Source organism: Sphingosinicella rhizophila (assembly GCF_032378825.1).
Taxonomy (GTDB): domain Bacteria; phylum Pseudomonadota; class Alphaproteobacteria; order Sphingomonadales; family Sphingomonadaceae; genus Allosphingosinicella; species Allosphingosinicella rhizophila.
The window spans coordinates 38,798-57,982 of record NZ_JAVUPU010000004.1; the positions used below are offsets into that span (position 1 = coordinate 38,798).

General features: G+C 63.1%; 15 protein-coding genes and 1 tRNA gene. 5 read left to right on the forward strand and 11 right to left on the reverse strand.

The window, feature by feature from the left end; all coding sequences use genetic code 11:
- Positions 1-3 precede the first annotated feature (3 nt).
- Together RQX22_RS08745 and RQX22_RS08750 are read left to right on the forward strand one after the other, a co-directional pair.
- Positions 4-780: an SDR family NAD(P)-dependent oxidoreductase gene (locus RQX22_RS08745; RefSeq protein ID WP_315725619.1), complete on the forward strand. Its 777-nt coding sequence runs from the start codon at positions 4-6 to the stop codon at positions 778-780.
- Complete coding sequence (locus RQX22_RS08750) at positions 777-1,583, forward strand: SDR family NAD(P)-dependent oxidoreductase (protein ID WP_315725621.1); 807 nt, start codon at positions 777-779, stop codon at positions 1,581-1,583. Before RQX22_RS08745 ends, RQX22_RS08750 begins: the two co-directional genes overlap by 4 nt.
- A gap of 59 nt (positions 1,584-1,642) precedes the next feature.
- Here RQX22_RS08750 and RQX22_RS08755 read toward each other — a convergent pair whose 3' ends face one another.
- Positions 1,643-3,616: a sulfatase-like hydrolase/transferase gene (locus RQX22_RS08755; protein ID WP_315725623.1), complete on the reverse strand. Its 1,974-nt coding sequence runs from the start codon at positions 3,614-3,616 to the stop codon at positions 1,643-1,645.
- 120 nt (positions 3,617-3,736) lie between these two features.
- Between RQX22_RS08755 and RQX22_RS08760 the strand changes: the two genes are divergently transcribed.
- Positions 3,737-5,794, forward strand: a complete 2,058-nt coding sequence (locus RQX22_RS08760) for a 3-hydroxyacyl-CoA dehydrogenase NAD-binding domain-containing protein (protein ID WP_315725625.1) — start codon at positions 3,737-3,739, stop codon at positions 5,792-5,794.
- Positions 5,795-5,930: 136 nt separating this feature from the next.
- On the opposite strand, the gene RQX22_RS08765 is transcribed toward RQX22_RS08760, so the two are convergent.
- Positions 5,931-6,686 (reverse strand): prolyl hydroxylase family protein, encoded by a 756-nt coding sequence (locus RQX22_RS08765; RefSeq protein ID WP_315725627.1) that lies wholly within the window; start codon positions 6,684-6,686, stop codon positions 5,931-5,933.
- A gap of 134 nt (positions 6,687-6,820) precedes the next feature.
- Between RQX22_RS08765 and RQX22_RS08770 the strand changes: the two genes are divergently transcribed.
- Complete coding sequence (locus tag RQX22_RS08770; RefSeq protein WP_315725629.1) at positions 6,821-7,408, forward strand: alpha-ketoglutarate-dependent dioxygenase AlkB; 588 nt, start codon at positions 6,821-6,823, stop codon at positions 7,406-7,408.
- A gap of 15 nt (positions 7,409-7,423) precedes the next feature.
- Here the strand turns inward: RQX22_RS08770 and RQX22_RS08775 are convergent, their stop codons facing one another.
- Entirely contained in the window at positions 7,424-7,933 is a 510-nt protein-coding gene (locus RQX22_RS08775; protein WP_315725631.1) for a hypothetical protein, read from the reverse strand.
- Between the two features lie 95 nt (positions 7,934-8,028).
- Between RQX22_RS08775 and RQX22_RS08780 the strand changes: the two genes are divergently transcribed.
- Complete coding sequence (locus RQX22_RS08780; protein ID WP_315725633.1) at positions 8,029-8,427, forward strand: EVE domain-containing protein; 399 nt, start codon at positions 8,029-8,031, stop codon at positions 8,425-8,427.
- Positions 8,428-8,501: 74 nt separating this feature from the next.
- Here RQX22_RS08780 and typA read toward each other — a convergent pair whose 3' ends face one another.
- The 8 genes from typA to RQX22_RS08820 all read right to left on the reverse strand — a co-directional run bounded on the left by typA (position 8,502) and on the right by RQX22_RS08820 (position 19,133).
- Positions 8,502-10,322: a translational GTPase TypA gene (gene typA, locus RQX22_RS08785; protein WP_315725635.1), complete on the reverse strand. Its 1,821-nt coding sequence runs from the start codon at positions 10,320-10,322 to the stop codon at positions 8,502-8,504.
- A gap of 68 nt (positions 10,323-10,390) precedes the next feature.
- Complete coding sequence (locus RQX22_RS08790; RefSeq protein ID WP_315725637.1) at positions 10,391-10,504, reverse strand: DUF2474 family protein; 114 nt, start codon at positions 10,502-10,504, stop codon at positions 10,391-10,393.
- A gap of 11 nt (positions 10,505-10,515) precedes the next feature.
- Entirely contained in the window at positions 10,516-11,517 is a 1,002-nt protein-coding gene (gene cydB, locus RQX22_RS08795) for a cytochrome d ubiquinol oxidase subunit II (protein ID WP_315725639.1), read from the reverse strand.
- On the reverse strand, positions 11,517-13,022 hold the full coding sequence (locus RQX22_RS08800; protein WP_315725641.1) for a cytochrome ubiquinol oxidase subunit I: 1,506 nt from the start codon (positions 13,020-13,022) through the stop codon (positions 11,517-11,519). The genes cydB and RQX22_RS08800 overlap by 1 nt, the downstream gene beginning before the upstream one ends.
- A 95-nt stretch (positions 13,023-13,117) precedes the next feature.
- On the reverse strand, positions 13,118-15,106 hold the full coding sequence (locus RQX22_RS08805) for a serine hydrolase domain-containing protein (RefSeq protein WP_315725643.1): 1,989 nt from the start codon (positions 15,104-15,106) through the stop codon (positions 13,118-13,120).
- Positions 15,107-15,115: 9 nt separating this feature from the next.
- Positions 15,116-17,080 (reverse strand): serine hydrolase domain-containing protein, encoded by a 1,965-nt coding sequence (locus RQX22_RS08810; protein WP_315725645.1) that lies wholly within the window; start codon positions 17,078-17,080, stop codon positions 15,116-15,118.
- Between the two features lie 186 nt (positions 17,081-17,266).
- Positions 17,267-18,934, reverse strand: coding sequence for a dipeptidyl-peptidase 3 family protein (locus RQX22_RS08815; protein ID WP_315725647.1), 1,668 nt, complete (start codon positions 18,932-18,934; stop codon positions 17,267-17,269).
- A gap of 125 nt (positions 18,935-19,059) precedes the next feature.
- Positions 19,060-19,133 (reverse strand) — tRNA-Gln (locus RQX22_RS08820).
- Between the last annotated feature and the right edge of the window lie 52 nt (positions 19,134-19,185).

The window sequence follows — 19,185 nt, forward strand, 5'->3', positions numbered from 1 at the left end:
AAGATGTCGCTGTTCGACCTGACCGGAAAGGTCGCCATCGTCACCGGTTCGTCTCGCGGCATAGGCCGCGCAATCGCCGAAGCGATGGCGGCGCAAGGAGCCAGGCTGGTCATTTCCAGCCGCAAGGCCGAAGCTTGCGAGGAAGCCGCCGCAACGATCAACGACCGACATGGCGAGGGCACGGCCATCGTGATTCCCGCCAATATTTCGTCGAAGGAGGCGCTGCAGCATTTGGCCGACGAGACGCGGCGGCAATTGGGACGGATCGACATCCTCGTCTGCAACGCCGCCTCCAATCCCTATTATGGGCCGATGTCGGGGATCAGCGACGAGCAGTTCCGCAAGATTTTCGAAAACAACGTCCTCGCCAATCACTGGCTCATCAACATGGTCGCACCCGACATGATCGAGCGGAAGGAAGGTTCGATCATCATCATTTCATCGATCGGAGGGCTCACCAGCTCGACGACGATCGGCGCATATAACGTCTCCAAGGCGGCCGACTTCCAGCTTGCCCGCAACCTCGCGGCCGAGTTCGGGCCCTCGGGCGTCCGGGTCAATTGCATAGCGCCCGGGCTGATCCGCACCGATTTCGCACGCGCGCTCTGGGAAGATCCGGAGACTTTGAAGGCCGTCACCCGCCACACGCCGATGCGCCGGATCGGCGAGCCGAACGAAATCGCCGGCGCCGCGATATTCCTCGCCGCGCCTGCCTCCACCTTCATGACCGGCCAGACGATCATCGTCGATGGCGGCGCGACGACGGGCGCCGGGCTTTGACCGAAAGGGATGCGGGCGGCCGTCTCGAAGGGAGGATCGCGCTCGTCACCGGCGCCGGCTCCGGCATCGGCCGCGCCACCGCTTTGCTGTTCGCAAGGCACGGCGCGAAGCTCGTTCTCACCGATCTCAAAGACGCGGACGCGACCGCCGATCTGATCGGCGAAAGCGCTTATTGGCTGCAGGCCGACGCCGGCAGCGAAGCGGATCTGCAAGGCGCCATCTCGGCGGCCGTCCAGCATTTCGGCGGGCTCGACATCGTCTTTGCCAATGCCGGCATTTCCGGCGGGCTCGCCTCCATCTTCGATCAGGACGCCGCAGACTGGGCAGAGATCCTTCGCGTCAACCTGATCGGGCCCGCCATGGCGATCCGCTATGCCGCGCCGCTCATCAAGGCGCGCGGCGGCGGCTCGATCATCTGCACGGCCAGCGTGGCCGGGCTTCGATCCGGTGCGGGCAGCGGCGCCTATTCCGCATCCAAGGCAGGCGTGATCAGCCTGGTGAAGACGGCGGCCCAGCAGCTTTCCGGATCCAATGTCCGGGTCAATGCAATCTGTCCCGGCCTGATCGAGACCGGCATGACGGAGTTCATCTACGAACGCGCCCGCGCGAAGGGCAGAGAAGAGCAGCTCGGCCATCTCAATCCGCTCAAGCGGGGCGGCACTCCGGAGGAAATCGCATCCGCGGCCTTGTTCCTGGCCTCTGACGAAAGCAGCTATGTCAATGGTCAGGCGCTCGTCGTCGATGGGGGCCTTTCCTCGTCTCACCCTTTCAACAATCAGAGCTATGGCCGCACCGCCATCTGATACCCGGAACTTGCCGAGGGTTTCCGCCTCATGGTCTGCTGCAAAAGCGGCCGCCTGCCTCAGCGCCGGGCAAGCTCCGCCAGCCAGCGCTGCCGTGCCCATTCGTCGATCAGTCGGTCGGCGCGCCCCTTCTCCGTCGATCCCGGGCGAAGCTCCTCGTAACGCGGGCGTCGCCCGGATTCGCTGAACCACATCGTCTCGCTGTCGATCCGCATCGTCGTCCAGCGACCGCCTTTTTCGACCATGCCTATCTCGGTCGGCGCATCGAGATCGCCGATATATTGAAAGACGGGGCCGGCTGGCCGCTCCGCCACACCTTCGGCGCCGAGCAGGCGCAGGATCATGGTCCGGTAATCGTCGAGACCGACCGGTGCGCTGACGGCGGCGCCCGGCGCGGCGATGATCAGGGGCACCTGCGTCTGCTGCCGGTTGATGACATGGCCGTGGCCGAGGAAATCGTCGTCGAACAGGGATTCGCCATGATCGGCGGTGACCACCAATAATGTATTGTCCCAGACGCCCATTTTCTTCAGGCGTTCGACCACCTGGCCGATCAGCCAGTCGTTGAACGCGACGGCGTTCCAATAGGTGTGGGCGACCCAATCCTTGTTGGCCTTGCTCACATCGCTGCGCGGGATCGGCTTCCCGGGCAGAAGCTGCAACATGCCCGGATGATGATAGGGAAAATGGGCTTCCTGGAAATTGAAATAGAGGAAGACGGGTCGGGTCCAGTCCGAAGCCTGGCCGAAGCTTTTGTCATATTCGCGTAGCAGGATCCGGCCGTCGATCTTGATGGAGGATTTCGACGCGAATTCGAATGCGCGATGCTCTTCGAGCACATGTGCATCCACGAAAGGCTCGGCATTTTCCGCCATTCCGGCCACGGCCGAGATATCGCCGAAATCCTCGGACTGGCCGGAATAGACGCCGATCCTGTAGCCGGCCCGTTTCAGGTCGCGAAACAGGGACGGAGTGCCCGGCGCCGGCGCGAGCGCACCCGTAAAAAGGCTCTTGAGTGACGGCGAAGTGAAGCCGACATGGCTGTAGGCCTCCTCCACATAAGTGCCCTGGCGGCCCAGCGCGTTCAACACCGGTGTCACTTCGCGGCCGCCGACACGCCTGCCGATGGCGTCGCCGCGGGTGCTTTCGAGCACGATCAGAACGACGTTCTTCGGCGAAGCCGGAAGCTTCGGCGCCAGGACGGGCGCCGCTTTTCCAGCGAAACTGAAATCCCCGCCATAGCCATCTTCGTCGATCCCGTTGCCCGGAATGTCGAGCGCCAGCGGATGCCGGGCGGCGTCGAACGGATGGCGGTCGATCCTGGCGCCGAACCAGCTATAGCCATCGCGGTCGAAATCGGTCAGCGCCTGGAGCGCAATGTCGGCGAGCGCATAGGAATTGAAACGGGTGAGCGCATAGCGGACGTCGGGATTGCGGTTGGCTGCCAGCGATATCAACACGAGCGCGGCGGCCAGCCAGAGCATCTGGCGCCAGCCAAGCTTGCCTTTCGGCACTTGACCCGTGAAGCTGCGTTTGACGACGATCCGGCAAAGCCAATAGGTGATCCCCGCGCCGACGGCCGCGACTCCGACCAGGGCTGCTTCGTCGCGCACATAGAGCAAGGCCTCGACCAGGCTGCCCCCGCCGAGGTTGCGGATCAGCTTGAAACCGATGGCATCGCTGAAATAGCTTAGAACCTCGAATTTGGCCGCCAGCAAAGCGGCAATCGTGCCGATCGTGAAGAAGAGGAAGTTGAACAGGAACAGAGGCCGGTCGGCGCCTTTGCGGTGCCAGGCCCGGATGCCCAGGAAGAACAAGACGATCAGCAGCGCCTGCGACACGATCAGGCCGGCGGTGAACAGCCCTGCCTCCACCGCGGTATCGACGACATGCGATGCGCCGAAGCCGCCACCGAAAATCGCATATTTGCGCTCCACCAGGGCCAGCTCGACGGCAAGGGTCGCGACGAAGGCGACGGTCGGCGCCCACAGGGCCTTCAATCTTTCCAGGGTCGAAATGGTCAGAATCCCCACGAGAACAGTCTGCTCGTCTAGTGCAAGCGCGTTGAAAAAGGGTTTCGGGCAGGGAAAGGTTGACGCTTACGGAAGGAAGCCCGTATCGGCTTCGCCAGAGTCCCAGCACGGAGATGCCCGATGAGCCCGATTTCCACCAAGCGTCATGGCGACGTGCTGATCGTCACCTCCAACAACCCGCCGGTCAACGCGCTCGGCCACGCCGTGCGTGAGGGCCTGGTCCAGGCCATCGCCGAAGCCGATGCCGACGACAAGGTGAAGGCTGTCGTGATACGCTGCGCCGGGCAGACCTTCTTTGCTGGTGCCGACATCAAGGAATTCGGCAAGCCGATGCAGATGCCGATGCTCCCCCAGGTGGTCGACATCATCGAAAATTGCACCAAGCCGGTGGTCGCGGCGATCCACGGCACCGCCTTCGGGGGTGGCCTGGAAGTCGCCTTGGCAAGCCATTACCGGGTCGCAGTGCCTTCGGCGAAGCTCGGCGTACCCGAGGTCAAGCTCGGCATCCTGCCCGGCGCCGGCGGCACCCAGCGATTGCCGCGCGTCGCGGGCGTCGCCAAGGCGCTGGACATGGCCGCCACCGGCAATCCGATCGGGGCGAAGGAAGCGCATGAGATCGGCCTCGTCGATCGCCTCGCCGAAGGCGATCTGGAACAGCATGCCGTGGCCTTCGCCGAAGAAGTACGGGACATAAGGCCGATCCCAAAGAGCAGCACACGCGACGACAAGGTTGAAGAGGCACGCGCCAACCCCGCCATCTTCGACGAATATCGCAAGGCCAATGCCAGGAAGATGAAGGGATTCGACGCCCCGGAAGCCGTCATCAAGGCCATCGAGGCAGCGGTCGCCAAACCCTATCAGGAAGGCGTGCAGGAGGAACGGCGGCTGTTCATGGAATTGATGAGCGGCACCCAGGCGCGCGCCCAGCAATATTTCTTCTTCGCCGAGCGTCAGGCCTCCAAGATAGACGGTCTCCCCGAGGACACGGAGCCTCGTGCCATCGCCCGTGTCGGCGTGATCGGCGCCGGGACCATGGGGGGCGGCATTTCGATGAATTTCCTTTCGGCAGGAATCCCGGTGACGATCGTCGAGATGGCGCAAGAGGCGCTGGATCGCGGCACCGGCGTGATGCGGAAAAACTATGAGGCGACCGCCGCCAAGGGCCGAATGACGGGCGAGCAGGTCGAAGGGGCGATGGCTCTTTTGAAGCCGAGTCTGAAGCTCGAGGATCTGGCCGAATGCGACCTGATCATAGAGGCCGTGTTCGAGAATATGGACGTGAAGAAGGATATTTTCGGCAAGCTCGACAAGATCGCCAAACCGGGGGCGATCCTCGCCTCCAACACATCCTATCTGAACGTCGACGAGATCGCGGCGACGACATCCCGTCCCGAGGATGTGGTGGGGCTTCATTTCTTCTCGCCTGCCAATATCATGAAGCTGCTCGAGGTGGTGCGGGGCGCCAAGACCGCACCGGACGTGCTCGTGACCGCCATGCAGCTGGCCAAGAAGATCAGGAAGGTGGCCGTCGTCGCCGGCGTCTGCCACGGCTTCATCGGCAACCGCATGCTGATGCCCCGTCAGATCGAGGCGACCAAATTGCTCCTCGAAGGCGCCACGCCCGAGCAGGTCGACCGGGTCCATGTCGAATTCGGCATGCCGATGGGGCCGTTTCAGATGGCCGATCTGGCCGGCGTCGATATCGGCTGGCACCGCGATCCCAGCCGAATCGAAAGCATACGCGACCAGCTCTGCGCCATGGAGCGCTGGGGCCAGAAGAAGGGCGCCGGCTTCTACGATTATGACGACAAGAGGCGCCCCTCCCCCTCGCCCGTCGTCCAGCAGATCATCGAGGATTTTTCCCGGAAGGAAGGCATCGCGCGCCGCGAGATCTCCGATCAGGAGATCATCGAGCGTACGCTCTACATCATGGTCAATGAAGGTGCGAAGATCCTCGACGAGAATATGGCCCAGCGCGCCTCCGACATCGACGTCGTATGGGTCTATGGCTATGGCTGGCCGGTCTATCGCGGCGGGCCGATGTTCTGGGCCGACACTGTGGGACTCAAGGAAATCGTCGACGGACTGGAGCGGCAGGAGGATCGGCTCGGCAGCGATTTCACTCTGTCGCCGCTTCTCGTGCGCAAAGCCGAAGCCGGAGAGAAATTCACGCGCTAGGTCGTCCAACTTCTTCGTCACGCTGAACGTGTTTCAGCGTCCAGTTCTCCATCCTCGCCGGGGTCGCCGGACTGGATGCTGAAATAGATTCAGCATGACGGCTAAGTCAGGTGCAAACGCCCTGTGTGTCCGCGCCTCAATATTCCACCGGGCCCGATCCCACCGCCCAGGGACGTTCGCGAAACCATTTGGTGATGACATATTTGGTCCCGGCCTCCACCGGCAGGCCCTGATGAAGCGACTGCGGGTTCGGCTCGCCTTTATCGTCCACATTGTTCCAGACGAGCAGCCCGCGGACCGCGGGCACGATCTCCAGCTTGGCATCGGGAAATTTCGTGTGGCCGCCCTTCTCGGGTGTGTTGAGGAAGGCCATGGCGGTCCAGGTGCGCTGCCCGCCATTGCGTTCCTGCTCCGCCCAATAAGGCTGGTCGGTGTGGAAATAATCATGGTGCGGCTTGAACTGCTGCCCGACTGCGTAACGCTGTCCCTGGATCGTTTCGCCGAAGGCCGGCGGGATTCCCATCAGCTCCGCGAGCCTGGCCTCGACGCGTTTCACCGGCTCGTCGAGGGGATGCAGGTTGCAGCTTTCGCTGGTCCGGAAGTCGGGATCGGCATGGGCGGCGAGCAGGCCCGACGGCTCGCGTCCGGCATCGATCAGGCGGATCAGGTCCTCGCAATCCTGCAGGGTGAGGAAGTTCGGCACCACATAAGCTTCCAGGCCGTTGCGGGAGGCGTTCTTGATATTCTTGCGCATCAGCAACCGCGCCCGAATCGCCTTGGACATGGCGGCCCGCCTCGCGGCGGGAGAGAGCTGCCTTGGCGGCGCCTTGATCCGGCTCGTCACGAAGCCCGCGCCTCGCGACGTCACAATCCCGCCTGGTTCCACCGCCATCGACCAATCCCGTCAAAATCCGTTCGATTCCGCTACTTGCGAAAAAGGGAGGACGCAAGCCGCCACCTTGCGCTTCGTCCGACTTCGCGCGCTCCACACTTGCCCGGGTCGAACCGCGCCCGTTAAAGATCGATATGGCGAGTCACCAGCTCAACATGTTCGGGGCGGAACCGAGGCCGCCGGAAGGTCTCGACTATCGCGCCCACTTCCTGTCGGCGGCCGAGGAGCAGGATCTCGTCCGGACGCTTCGGACTCTTCCTTTCAAACCATTCGAATTCCAGGGTTTTCTTGGCAACAGGCGAACCGTCTCGTTCGGCTGGAACTACAGATTCGACGGCAGCGGGCTGAAAAAGGCCGAGGAGATGCCGTCCTTCCTGCTCGCCCTCAGGGACCGGGCAGCCGCCTTTGCCGGCTTGGCGCCGGAGGCGTTGGCGCACGCCTTGCTGATCGAATATCAGGATGGGGCAGGCATAGGCTGGCACCGGGACAGACCCGTCTTCGACAAGGTCGTCGGAATCTCCCTGCTGGCGCCCGCCAGGTTGCGATTTCGGCGGAGACGCGAAGAGAAATGGGAACGCAGCGCCCTGATCGCCGAGCCGCGCTCGGCCTATCTCATCGACGGGCCGGCCCGGAACGAATGGGAACATAGCATCCCGCCGATGGACGGGCTTCGTTACTCGATCACCTTCCGGAACTTCCGCTTCGGCCAGGAACCGTCGTAGCGGGAAATCCGGAAATCATTGGCCTTGGACGGCTCCGTTTTCCACCACCGTCGCTGGCGGCACATCATTGCCGGCGACCAGTTTGACGAAGGCGCTAGCCACCCACCCCGATTGACAGGGGCCGGCATAGGGCCGGGGTGAAGGCGTGGGCGCGGCCACGCCGCAACGGCTGGGCAAGGCTCCCTCCGCATCGAACACGATCCCGAACCATTTCTGATCCAGCGTCCGCGCGCATACGAAGAAGCGCTGGGCCGATGCAATCTCGGCGGTTTGGGCGGCCGTGTCGAACGGCGCCGCACGGACCGGCAATGTCGTGCCTTCGGCGACATGGCGGGTCGTTCCAGCAGCGGCGCACGCATCGAAACTGGGCCCAAGCTCTCCGATCCTCACGGGTACCGCCTCGGCCACCGCCTGCTCGCGAATCGGCGCGGCCGCCATTTCGTCATTGGCAAAATGATCATCGCGAATGGGCTCGCCGCAGCCGGCGACGAGGAGCAGGCCGAACAGGAGGAGAGATTGCCGCATCGACCCTATCTGGCGCGCATTGCGGGAAAAATCTACGCTGCAAGTCGAATGGTACCGGCAACCGGGCCGCCTCGTATCGAATTGGGAGATCAAGCATGGCCTATTGGCTGATGAAGTCGGAACCCGAAACCTATGGCTGGTCCGACCTCGTCGGCGACGGCAAGACCGAATGGGACGGCGTGCGCAATCCCGCCGCAGCGCTTCACCTGCGCGCCATGAAGGTCGGGGACAAGGCCTTCTTCTACCATAGCGGCAAGAACAAGGCGGTCGTCGGCGTGATGGAGATCAGCCGAACCGCCAGACAGGATGGCGAGGAAGCCCGCTGGGTCTCGGTCGAGGTCAAGCCGGTCGAAACGCTCGCCAGGCCGGTGACGCTCGCGGCCATGAAGGCCGAGCCGAAGCTGGCGAAGCTGGAAACGCTCCGACAGTCCCGCTTGTCCGTCTCGCCCGTCAGCGATGCCGAGTGGAAGCGGATCTTGGAGATGAGCCGCTAAGCATTCTGGCCCCTCCCCTAAAGGATGAGCCCAAAAAAGCCGATCGCTTCCGTCCGGACTATCCGCTTTGCGGGTCAGGCCGTGTCCTTCTGCCGTGATGCCTTCTTGCGCTCGTGCGGATCGAGATGACGCTTGCGAAGGCGGATCGACTTGGGCGTAACTTCGACCAGTTCGTCATCGGCAATATAGGCGATTGCCTGCTCCAGCGTCAGGCGCTTGGGCGGGGTCAAGCGGATCGCGTCGTCCTTGCCGCCCGAAGCACGGAAGTTGGTGAGCTGCTTCGACTTCATCGGATTGACTTCGAGATCCTCGGGCTTCGCATTCTCCCCGATGATCATGCCTTCATAGACGGGCTCGCCGCTGCCGACCATCAGGATGCCGCGCTGTTCCAGAGGCCCGAGCGCATAGGTCACCGTCTCGCCCGATCCATTGGAAATGAGGACGCCATTCTGCCGTCCTTCGATCTTTCCTTTGTGGGGGCCGTAGCGCTCGAACATGCGGTTCATGATCCCGGTCCCGCGCGTGTCGGACAGGAATTCGCCATGATAGCCGATCAGGCCGCGCGAAGGCCCGGAAAAGGTGATGCGGGTCTTGCCGCCGCCCGACGGACGCATGTCGGTCATCTCGGCCTTGCGCTGGGCCATCTTCTCGACGACCGTACCGGAATATTCGTCGTCCACGTCGACGACGACCTGCTCATAAGGCTCCTCTCGTCCCTCGGGACCGTCGCGAAACAGCACGCGCGGACGGCTGATGGTCAGTTCGAACCCTTCGCGGCGCATCGTCTCGATCAGCACGCCGAGCTGGAGTTCGCCGCGGCCGGCCACCTCGAAACTGTCCTTTTCCGCACTCTCGGTGATCTTGAAGGAGACATTGCCTTCGGCCTCGCGCTCCAGCCGGTCCCGGATCATGCGGCTGGTGACCTTGCTGCCTTCGCGGCCGGCCATCGGCGAATCGTTGACGGTGAAGGTCATTGCCAGTGTCGGCGGATCGATCTTCTGGGCATGGAGCGGCTCCGTCACCGCCGGCTCGACGATCGAGTTCGAAACGGTGGCTTTCGTGAGACCGGCAATGGCGACGATGTCGCCGGCACCGGCTTCGTCCACCGGCACGCGCTCGAGGCCACGAAATGCCATGATCTTGGTGGCGCGGCCTTCCTCGACGATCTTGCCCTCGTCGTCGATCGCCTTGATCGGCATGTTGATCTTGAGCTTGCCCGAGGCGATCCGGCCGGTGAGCACGCGCCCGACGAAATTGTCGCGGTCGAGCAGGGTCGCCAGCATCTTGAACGGCCCGTCGGGATCAGCATCGGGCGCGCCGATATGGTCGACGATCGTCTCGAACAATGGGGAAAGATCGCCCGAACGGACATCGTCGCTGCGGCCCGCATAGCCGGCCCGGCCGCTGGCATAGAGGGTGGGGAAGTCGAGTTGCTCGTCATTGGCCTCGAGGCTGAGGAACAGTTCGAACACCTCGTCCAGCACTTCGGCCGGACGCCCGTCGGGACGATCGATCTTGTTGACGACGACGATCGGCTTGAGGCCCAAAGCGAGCGCCTTGCCGGTGACGAACTTGGTTTGCGGCATAGGTCCTTCGGCGGCGTCCACCAGCAGGATGACGCCGTCGACCATGGACAGGATCCGCTCCACCTCGGCGCCGAAATCGGCGTGGCCGGGCGTGTCGACGATGTTGATATGGGTGCCGTGCCATTCGACCGACGTGCATTTGGCGAGGATCGTGATTCCCCGCTCCTTTTCCAAGTCGTTCGAATCCATCGCCCGTTCCTCGACGCGCTGATTGTCGCGGAAGGTGCCGGACTGGCGGAACAGCTGGTCGACGAGCGTGGTCTTGCCATGATCGACGTGGGCAATGATCGCCACGTTGCGGAGGCTCATTTCAATTTTCCCGATGGATAGAAGTCGGCGCGCCTATACGCAGGATATTGCGGCGCAACAAGGGCGCTTCAGGGATGAAGCAGGGCGCGCAGTCCGTAAGCCACCACCGCCAAAGCCGCCACGCTGGCCGCCCAGATGCCGACGAACCAGCCCAGCCGGCGCCAGCGCGGATCAGGATCCATCGGTCCCGGCCCTAATGTTCGTGATAGCCGTCTTCACCGACCTTGCCGCGAAACACCCAATAGGCCCAGGCCGTATAGGCCAGGATCAAGGGGACCAGCACCACAGCGCCGACCAGCATGAAGAGCTGACTGGAATAAGGGGCAGCCGCCTGCCAGATCGTCACCCGGCCCGGTATCACGTCCGGCCACATCGATATTCCCAGGCCGGCCATGGACAATGCGAACAGGGCCAGGGTCAACAGGAAAGGCAAGGCGTCGTGGCTTCGGGCAAGCTTGCGCCAAAGCAGGAAGGCGAACGCGGCGACCAGCAAGGGCATCGGGATGGTGACGGCAAGGCCTGGCCAATCGAACCAGCGCTGGTGATATTTGCCTTCCAGGAAGGGCGTCGCCAGGCTGACCAGGCCGATGGCGAGGATCAGTACCGGGAGCAGATGACGCGCATGCCTGCGCGCCCGTTCGTGCAGTGACCCCTCCGTCTTCCAGATGAGCCAGGTGGCACCGAGCAGCGCGTAGCCCGCGACCAGGCTGGCGCCGGTCAGCAAACTGAACGGACTGAGCCAGTCCCACCAGCCGCCGGCATAAGCGCGTCCCTCCACGTCGATCCCCTGCAGCAGCGCGCCGAGAGTGATGCCCTGTGCGAAGGTTGCGATCAGCGAGCCGAGGAAGAATCCCGCATCCCACCAGCGGCGATGATCTGCGTCGCGCCAGCGGAATTCGAAGGCGACACCGCGGAAGACGAGGCCCAGCAGCATGGCGGTGAGCGGCGCGTACAGCGCCGGGAGAATGATCGCATAAGCGAGCGGGAAAGCGGCAAGCAGTCCGCCGCCTCCGAGCACGAGCCAGGTTTCGTTGCCGTCCCAGACCGGCGCGATGGCGTTCATCGCCTGGTCTCGCTCGCCGCCGACGGGAAAGGTCGGAAAGAGAATCCCGATGCCGAGGTCGAACCCGTCCATCACCACATAAGCCGCGACCGCGAACGCGATGATGATCGCCCAGACGATGGTGAGGTCCATTATTCGGCTCCCTCGGCGCGATCCGGGCGCGGCTCGATGCCCGACCGGCTCATGGACGAAGCAGGCGTGATGCCGGCGGTCCGGATCGGTGCCTTTGCGGGCGCCGGTTCGCCTTCTCGCGGCGGCTTGGCCATCAGCTTCAGGATGTAGATCGTGCCTGCGGCGAAGACGGTGAAATAGACGATCACGAAGGCGATCAGTGATCCGGTGACGCCCGGCGTCGCGATCGGCGACACCGCGTCCCTGGTGCGCAACAGGTGATAGATGACCCAGGGCTGACGGCCGACCTCCGTCGTGATCCATCCGGCGATCACGGCGACGAAGCCTGCAGGGCCCATCAATATCGCGAAACGATGGAGCAGCGGCCATTCATAGAGGCGGCCGCGCATGCGCGCCCAGACGCTCCACAGGCCGAGCGCAAGCATCAGGAAGCCAAGGCCCACCATCACCCGGAACGACCAGAAGACGATTCCGACCGGTGGCCGATCCTCCTTGGGAACCATCTTCAGCCCCGGCATCGGCGCGTCGGGATCATGTTCCAGGATCAGCGAGGAAAGCTTGGGTATCTTGACGGCGGCATGGATGGTTTCGGCATCGTCGTCGGGAATGCCGAACAGGATGAGCGGGGCGCCGTCCGGGCTCGCTTCGAAATGCCCTTCCATTGCCAGCACCTTGATGGGCTGATGCTCGTAAGTGTTGAGCCCGTGAAGATCGCCGACGAAGATTTGCACCGGCGCGACCAATGCCGCCATCCACATCGCCATGGAGAACATGGTGCGGGCGCCCTGATCCCGTCCCGCTGGGTCGGGGGACCCCGCGGCGGCCGACGCGCCGGAGCCGGCGGCCGACGTGGCTCTGCCGCGACGGGCCTTCAGCAAATGCCAGGCCCCTACCCCGCCGACGACCAGGGCCGTCGTCAGATAGGCCGCAATCACCGTATGCACCAGGCGATAGGGAAAGCTCGGATTGAAGATGATGTCGATCCAGCTCCCCGCCGGCACGAACTGGCCGGCCGCGTTCACCGCCCAGCCGGACGGCGTCTGCATCCAGCTGTTTACCGACAGGATCCAGAAGGCGGACATCGCCGTGCCCGCCGCCACCATCAATGTGGCGAGGAAGTGCAGCTTCTTGCCGACGCGCTCCAGCCCGAACAGCATCACGCCGAGAAATCCGGCCTCCAGGAAGAAGGCGGTGAGGACTTCATAGGCCATGAGCGGGCCGATGATCGGCCCGGCTTTGTCGGAAAAGACCGACCAGTTCGTGCCGAACTGATAGGACATGACGATCCCGGAAACGACGCCCATCGCGAAGGCGATGGCAAAAATCTTCAGCCAGTATTTGAAGAGCGTCAGATAGACCGTCTTCCCGGTCTTCAGCCAAAGCCCCTCCAGCACCGCCAGATAGGATGCCAGGCCGATCGAAAAAGCGGGAAAGATGAAATGGAACGAGACGGTGAAGGCGAACTGGAGTCGCGCCAGTAGCAATGCGGTCTCGGCATCCGGCATGACGGCCCCTCTAGCACAATCCGACCGCGCTTCTGATGCAAAATAGAATCATGCGCGTGCGGCTCGTGCAGCCGCACCGTCTTGCATACCCCCCGTCAGTAAACCACGCTGAACCAGATCAGTTTGAAGGCGATCGCGATCCACAGCATGATGAAGGAGGACGCGGCCAGAATCACGCTCCAAATCCTCATTCCCGCGGGGGCGCCTTCCTTGAAATTCAGCCAGGCGCACCGGATTGCCAGGAGAAGGGCGGTCGGAAAGACGATCAGCGAAAGGATGTGCAGCGCCCATATCCACCAGTCCAGATCACTGGAAATGGACAAGGGATCGCTCAGCATCATCGTCATGGTGACGAAGAACGCACCGAAAACGAGCAGGACGGCCACGGCGCCAAGCCGGACGCCGAAAAGCGCCTTGCGCTGCCGCACCGTCCCGGCCGCCGCGACAGCCTGCTGGCGGCGACGGATGGCGACGATCGGCCAGGCGAGGACTGTGAGGGAAAGCGCCCCCAGGGCAAGAAAGAGGCCCGGGACGAGCCAGCCGGACGATCGCCACCAGGGAACGGGAAGGATCATCGTCCCGGTCCATTTGCTCGCGGAGAACATGGCGACCTCGCCGTCCTCCACCTTCGCCGCCAGGAAATCCTCGCCGCCGACCTCGCGCCAAAGGAAGGGCGATATCTCCCGCCACCTTTTCGGTGCCTCGGCCAGGTTCCGAAAGGCAGGGAAGCTGATCGTTCCGTCGTCATGGACATTTATCGACGCCTGGCTGAACAATTTCATCAGGCTGAAGAAATTCCCGTAGCGAACCGAACTTTCATAGGTACCGCGCATCATCCGCGCATGGACTTTGGCTGCCGCTGCATCCACATTTCCGTCCGGGACCTTGCCGGGCAGATAGCGATCGGCAAAGCGCCCCAGCAGCGCCTTCTGGATATTGGAATAGCCGTCCCGCCCGCTGCTGTTGATCGCCATGAACAGACCGATCCCGTCATCGGGGAAAATCATCATTTCCGAATGGAAAAGGAAAGTGTCGCCGCCATGGCCGACCACATGGTGGCCGTTCAGATTCTCCTCGTAGAGGCCGAGCAGCATCCGGTCGACCGGCGCCGGCAATAGGCTGTGGGGCGTGCCGTAGATCTGCCGGACGGTCGCTGGTTGGAGAATGCGTCCCCTCGACGAGGCGCCGTCGTTCAGCAACGCGATCATCAGCCGCGCCATGTCGTCGCCCGAGCCGGTGTGCGCCCCGGCCGGGACGGCGGTGATCATCTCGAAGGGACGCGGCTCGCCGGAGCCGAGCCGATAGCCTTGGGACATGAGCGGCCGGAGCCTCGACGGAAGCGGCTGACGGAAGCTCGAATGCACCATGCCCAGCGGCTGGAAGATGTGGCGCTCGACATAAGCTTCATAAGGCTCGCCCGACACGCGCTGGACGATATAGCCGGCAAGCGTCGTGCCGTAATTGGAATAGGCCGCAACCGTGCCGGGTGCGAAGACACGCCGCGGCAGATATTTGACGAGGTACGATCGCAAATCGGGCGCGATGCGGTCGGTGCGCAACGAGAAAAGGTCCCCCAGCGCTTCCTCGAATCCGGCACTATGGGTCATCAGGTGACGCATCGTGATCGGTGCACCGCCAAGGCCGGTCACCGTGAAGTCGAGATAGGCGTTGATGTCGGCGTCGAGATCGATTTTTCCGCGCTCGACCTGCTGCATCACGGAAATCCAGGTGAAGGCTTTGGAGATCGAGCCTGTCCGGAACAGGGTGTTCGCAGGGTCCACCGGCCTTCGCCGGGAGACGTCCGAATAGCCATAGCCGCGGCGCAGCAGGACCTGGCCGTCCTTGACGACCACCACGACCGCGCCGGCAATGTCCCCGGCCTCGATGGCATAAGGCATATAGCCGTCGAGCCAGGTCGAAAGATCGGCGGCCGTGAGCGGCGATGCGCCCGTCGGGGAAGTGGAAGCCAAGCTGGCGGCTTCACTTTGCGCCATCGCCGGTTCGGCGGCAGCCAGACCCAGCAGCGGAGCGAGCAGAGCCACGATGAGAATGCGGATCGAGACCGCAAGCCTATGCGCGTTCATGTTCATGGCTCAATAGGCCGTGCTGAAGTCAAGGAGATGGAAGGCCAGGGCCGTCACGAACAGCACCAGGAAAGCCAGGGCCAGGACAATAGTCCAGATCCTGGCCGCCCGGCCGCCCCCACCCGCCCATGTCCTCCAGCCATTCCAAAGGGCGATCAGCAAGCCGCCGCCGAAGAAGAGCGCCCCGGCAATCTGCAGCGTCCACAGGATCGGGTCGGTCTTGGCGGTGAGCGGGACCTCGGCCGATCCGAGATTGGACAGCAGCCACAACCAGCCGATCAAGGTGGCGGAGGCGCCGAGCGCGGCCATGCCCGTCAGATGCCTGGCCGTCCGAACCGGCCCGGGTAGAGCCGTGGCTGTCCGCCAGCGCAGGAAGCTGCGGACCGGCCACAGGATTGCCGTCGCGAGAAGGACCAGGAGCGAAGCAGCGATGGCGTAGAACCAGAGATCCGGACGCGCGCGCCACGACGGCAAAGGAAGGAAGACCACCGCCGGCGAAAGTTCGTCGGAGCTGAACATGACGACCTTGCCGTCCTTGACGTTCGCCGACAAGAGATCCTTCCCGTCGACATTGCGCCAGACGAAGGGCGCGATCTCGCGCCACCTTTTGGGTTGGCCGTTCAGCTTCTGAAGCTCGGAAGTGCCGATCGTACCGTCGTCATGGGCTTCGACCACCACCGACCCCATCAAGGCGGAAACGGAAAGAAAGCTGCTCCACGAGGTGCGCGAAGGGTCGTAGCGGCCTGCCATCATTTTCGCATGGGCGGCAGCGGTCTTGGCATCGACCCTGCCATCGCGCGGCGTCAGCGCAGGGAAATAGCGGTCGGCGAATTGCTCGGCGAGATTGCCGCGCATGAAATAATGCATGTAATCGCGGCCGGAACTGTTCATCGAAATCAGGAAGCCGACATTGTCGTCGATGTAGAGCCGCATGTCGCTGTGGAAAGCGGGCGTATCGCCGCCATGGGCAATGATCCTGTGGCCGTTGCGATTGGTTTCGTAAAAGCCGAGCAGCATGCGCTGCAGTCCAGGCAGAACCGGGTAAGGCGTCCGGTGCATCATGTCTGCCGTCTCGGGGCGCAAGATACGGTTGGGACCGAATGCGCCCTTCTGCAGGTGGGCGATCATGAAACGGGCCAGATCGTCCGCGGTCACGGCCATGCTTCCGGCCGGCGCCGGTGCCGCAAGCTCATAGGGCAAGGACTTGCCTGAGGCGCGGTCATAGCCTTGGGCCATATGAGGTTCGAAGCGCGCCGGCAGCGGCTGGCGGAAGGTGGCGTTGCGCATGCCGAGCGGTCCGAAGATGTGCCGCTCGACATATGTGTCGAAACTCAGGCCCGACACGAGGGCGACGATATGGCCGGCAAGTGCCGTGCCGTAATTGGAATAAGCAGGAACCTTGCCGGCGGGGAAGATACGCTGCGGAATATTGCTCTTGAGATAGACATCGAGCGGCGGCGGCAAGCCAGGCTGGGTGAACATGTTGCGCAGCGGCTGCTCGAAACCGGGCGTGTGCGTCATCAGATGCCGCATCGTGATCGGGCCGTCGGACCGTCCCGGAATCTTGAAGTCGAGATAGGTGTTGATGTCGGCGTCGAGATCGATCCTGCCCTGCTCGGCCAACTGCATCACTGCCGTCCAGGTGAAGAGCTTGGAGATGGAGCCGGGCCGGATCAACGTACGGCCGGGATCCATCGGCTCGCGCTTGGCGACGTCCGCATAGCCATAGCCTTTGCGAAGCAGGATCTTGCCGTCCTTGACGACGACCACGATGGCACCGGCAATGTCGGCGCTTTCCAGCGCATAAGGAAGATAGCCGTCCAGCCAGGTTTCGACGTCGGCACGATCGAGTGTTGGGGCGGAGCCGGGCGTTGACGGCGCGGGCTGCGATTGGGCAAGGCCATGTTGCCCGAACAGCAGCAGGACTCCCGACCAGAATGTAGCGATTTTCGAAAATACGGATGTCTGTTTCATGTCACGCAGCCCCCCTCGCCTAACACCTTTCCAGGCGTTCGACGGGCCCTCTCGGCCCGAAGGCCGCTGCGTACATCCGTCAGTGGTTTATGCGACTGATACAGTCGACCAAATGCACTGACAAGCCAAATCTGACACGGCGACGCATCGCACGGGCCTCGCCGGCCGGGCGGCTGTCCGGCCCCGTCAGATTCGCGTCGGATAGACCGGCTGGATGTCTGTCGGAATATCGGCGCTCGCGGCGAGCACTTTCCTGGCATGCTCGTCCAGCCGGGCATGCCGATCGAGGAAGGCCTTGGTGCCGGCATAATCGCCATCGCCTTGCAGCCTGACGAGTTTGGCGACGAGATCGGTGATGCCCTGCTCCATCTTGGCCTGATCGATCCGGTACCGGCCCGCTTCCTCGTCCCAGGCGAAGGCGCCCTGTTCTTTCAGATAATCATATTGCATGGCCGCGCCGCGGCCATGCGCCTCGTCTATGCCGAAGCGGACGGCGCGGAAGATCCCGGCAAAGTAAGTGGCAAACAATTCCGGCTTCTCGGCGACGGGTATCTCCCCGCGTTCCATCAGGTAGAGGATGTTGTAGACGCCCATCACGTCGGCCTTGGCTTCCTCGATCGCCGAATATTGCTCCTTGAGCTCGGCGTTGACGGTGGTCTGCCGCCCGTCGACATTGATCCTTCCCGGACCGAGGCTGTGCGATAGCTCGTGGAACAGGGTCTCGTTGGTCATATATTTTCTGGTGACCAGTTTCGCCTGGTCCGGCACCAGCACCTGGTGCGCCATCGGCGCGAGGATGCGATCATATTTAGCGCCGAGCACGTTCGCCAGGATCACTTTCTTGGCGCCCTTCTGTTCGCGCACCCTCTCATCATTGGGCAGGTTGAAGGCGATCGTCTGGACGCCGGGGACATTGTCGCCGCCGCCGCGCACCTGATCGGCGACCAGGATCGGCGATTCGAACGGCCGGTTGAAATTCTTGTATTTCTCCTCGACCGGAAGGTTGCGCTCCATTTCGGGCAGTAGCGCCTTGTAATGCGATAGGGCCGCACTCTCCTCCGGGTCCTGGACGGTGACGAAGGCCTCGAACGCGGTCTTGGTGCCGTAAAGCCTGTCGGTGTAAACCTCATAGGGGCCGATCACGACTTCGATCGGCGTGTCCTTCACCTCCATCCAGGCGATTTCGGACGGATAATAATCGTTGGTCCGGAAGGCTTTCGCGCGGAGCGTCAGGAAGCGCTTGAGGCTGGGATTGCTCGTCTTGGCGGCCGCCTCCTCCAGTAGCCGCGCCGCCGGCTCCAGCCACTCTTCATAAGCCTCCGAATAGGGAATGGCGGCCAGCCGGTCGCCCGCCCGACGTACCACCGTGTAAGGATCGGTCAGCGCCTTCTTCTGATCCGGATGCGCGGCGAGATAGGCCTCGAACGCCTCTTTGGTGAGATCGGCCGGATAGAAGCCGGCGCCTGGCGGCATGGCCTTTTCGCCAAAGAAGGGATGGTTTTCGGCAAGCGTATCCCACGGACCATAATGGAGGTCGAACATGTCGAGCAGGGCCGCCTTCTGCGGATCCTGGCTGTTGGCGATGCTGGCGCGGATCTTCGGATTTTCGACGAAGCGCTGGCGAAGGTAGATCTGGTCCATATAGCCCGCGGCCTGGATCAGGAGGTTCACGACCTCCTTCTCCTCGGCACTGAGGAAGGACGTGTCAGGATTCATCTCGACCCGCGCGATCTTCGCCCGCTGCGCGGCGAGGTCGTAGGTGGGCGCTGTGGCTTCGTTCCCGGCCTGAGAGTCGGAGGCCGGGCTGCACGCCGCCGATGTCGCCAAAAATGCGGCAATGATCAATCTTCGCATCTCGCCTTCCCTCTGTCGCCGCATCTCCCGCCACGATCGAAAGAGGGGACACGGCCGACTGCGTCAACGCGGGCGCTCGCGAATGGCTGCAAAGTCGACGAATAGCGCAGAATGAGGCCTGGCGCTGGATGCCCCGCGAGGATTCGAACCTCGATAGACGGAGTCAGAGTCCGTAGTCTTACCATTAGACGACGGGGCAGAGGAGGGGCGAGATAGGCAGCGGTCCCCGTCCTGTCAACGCCTCTGCGGGC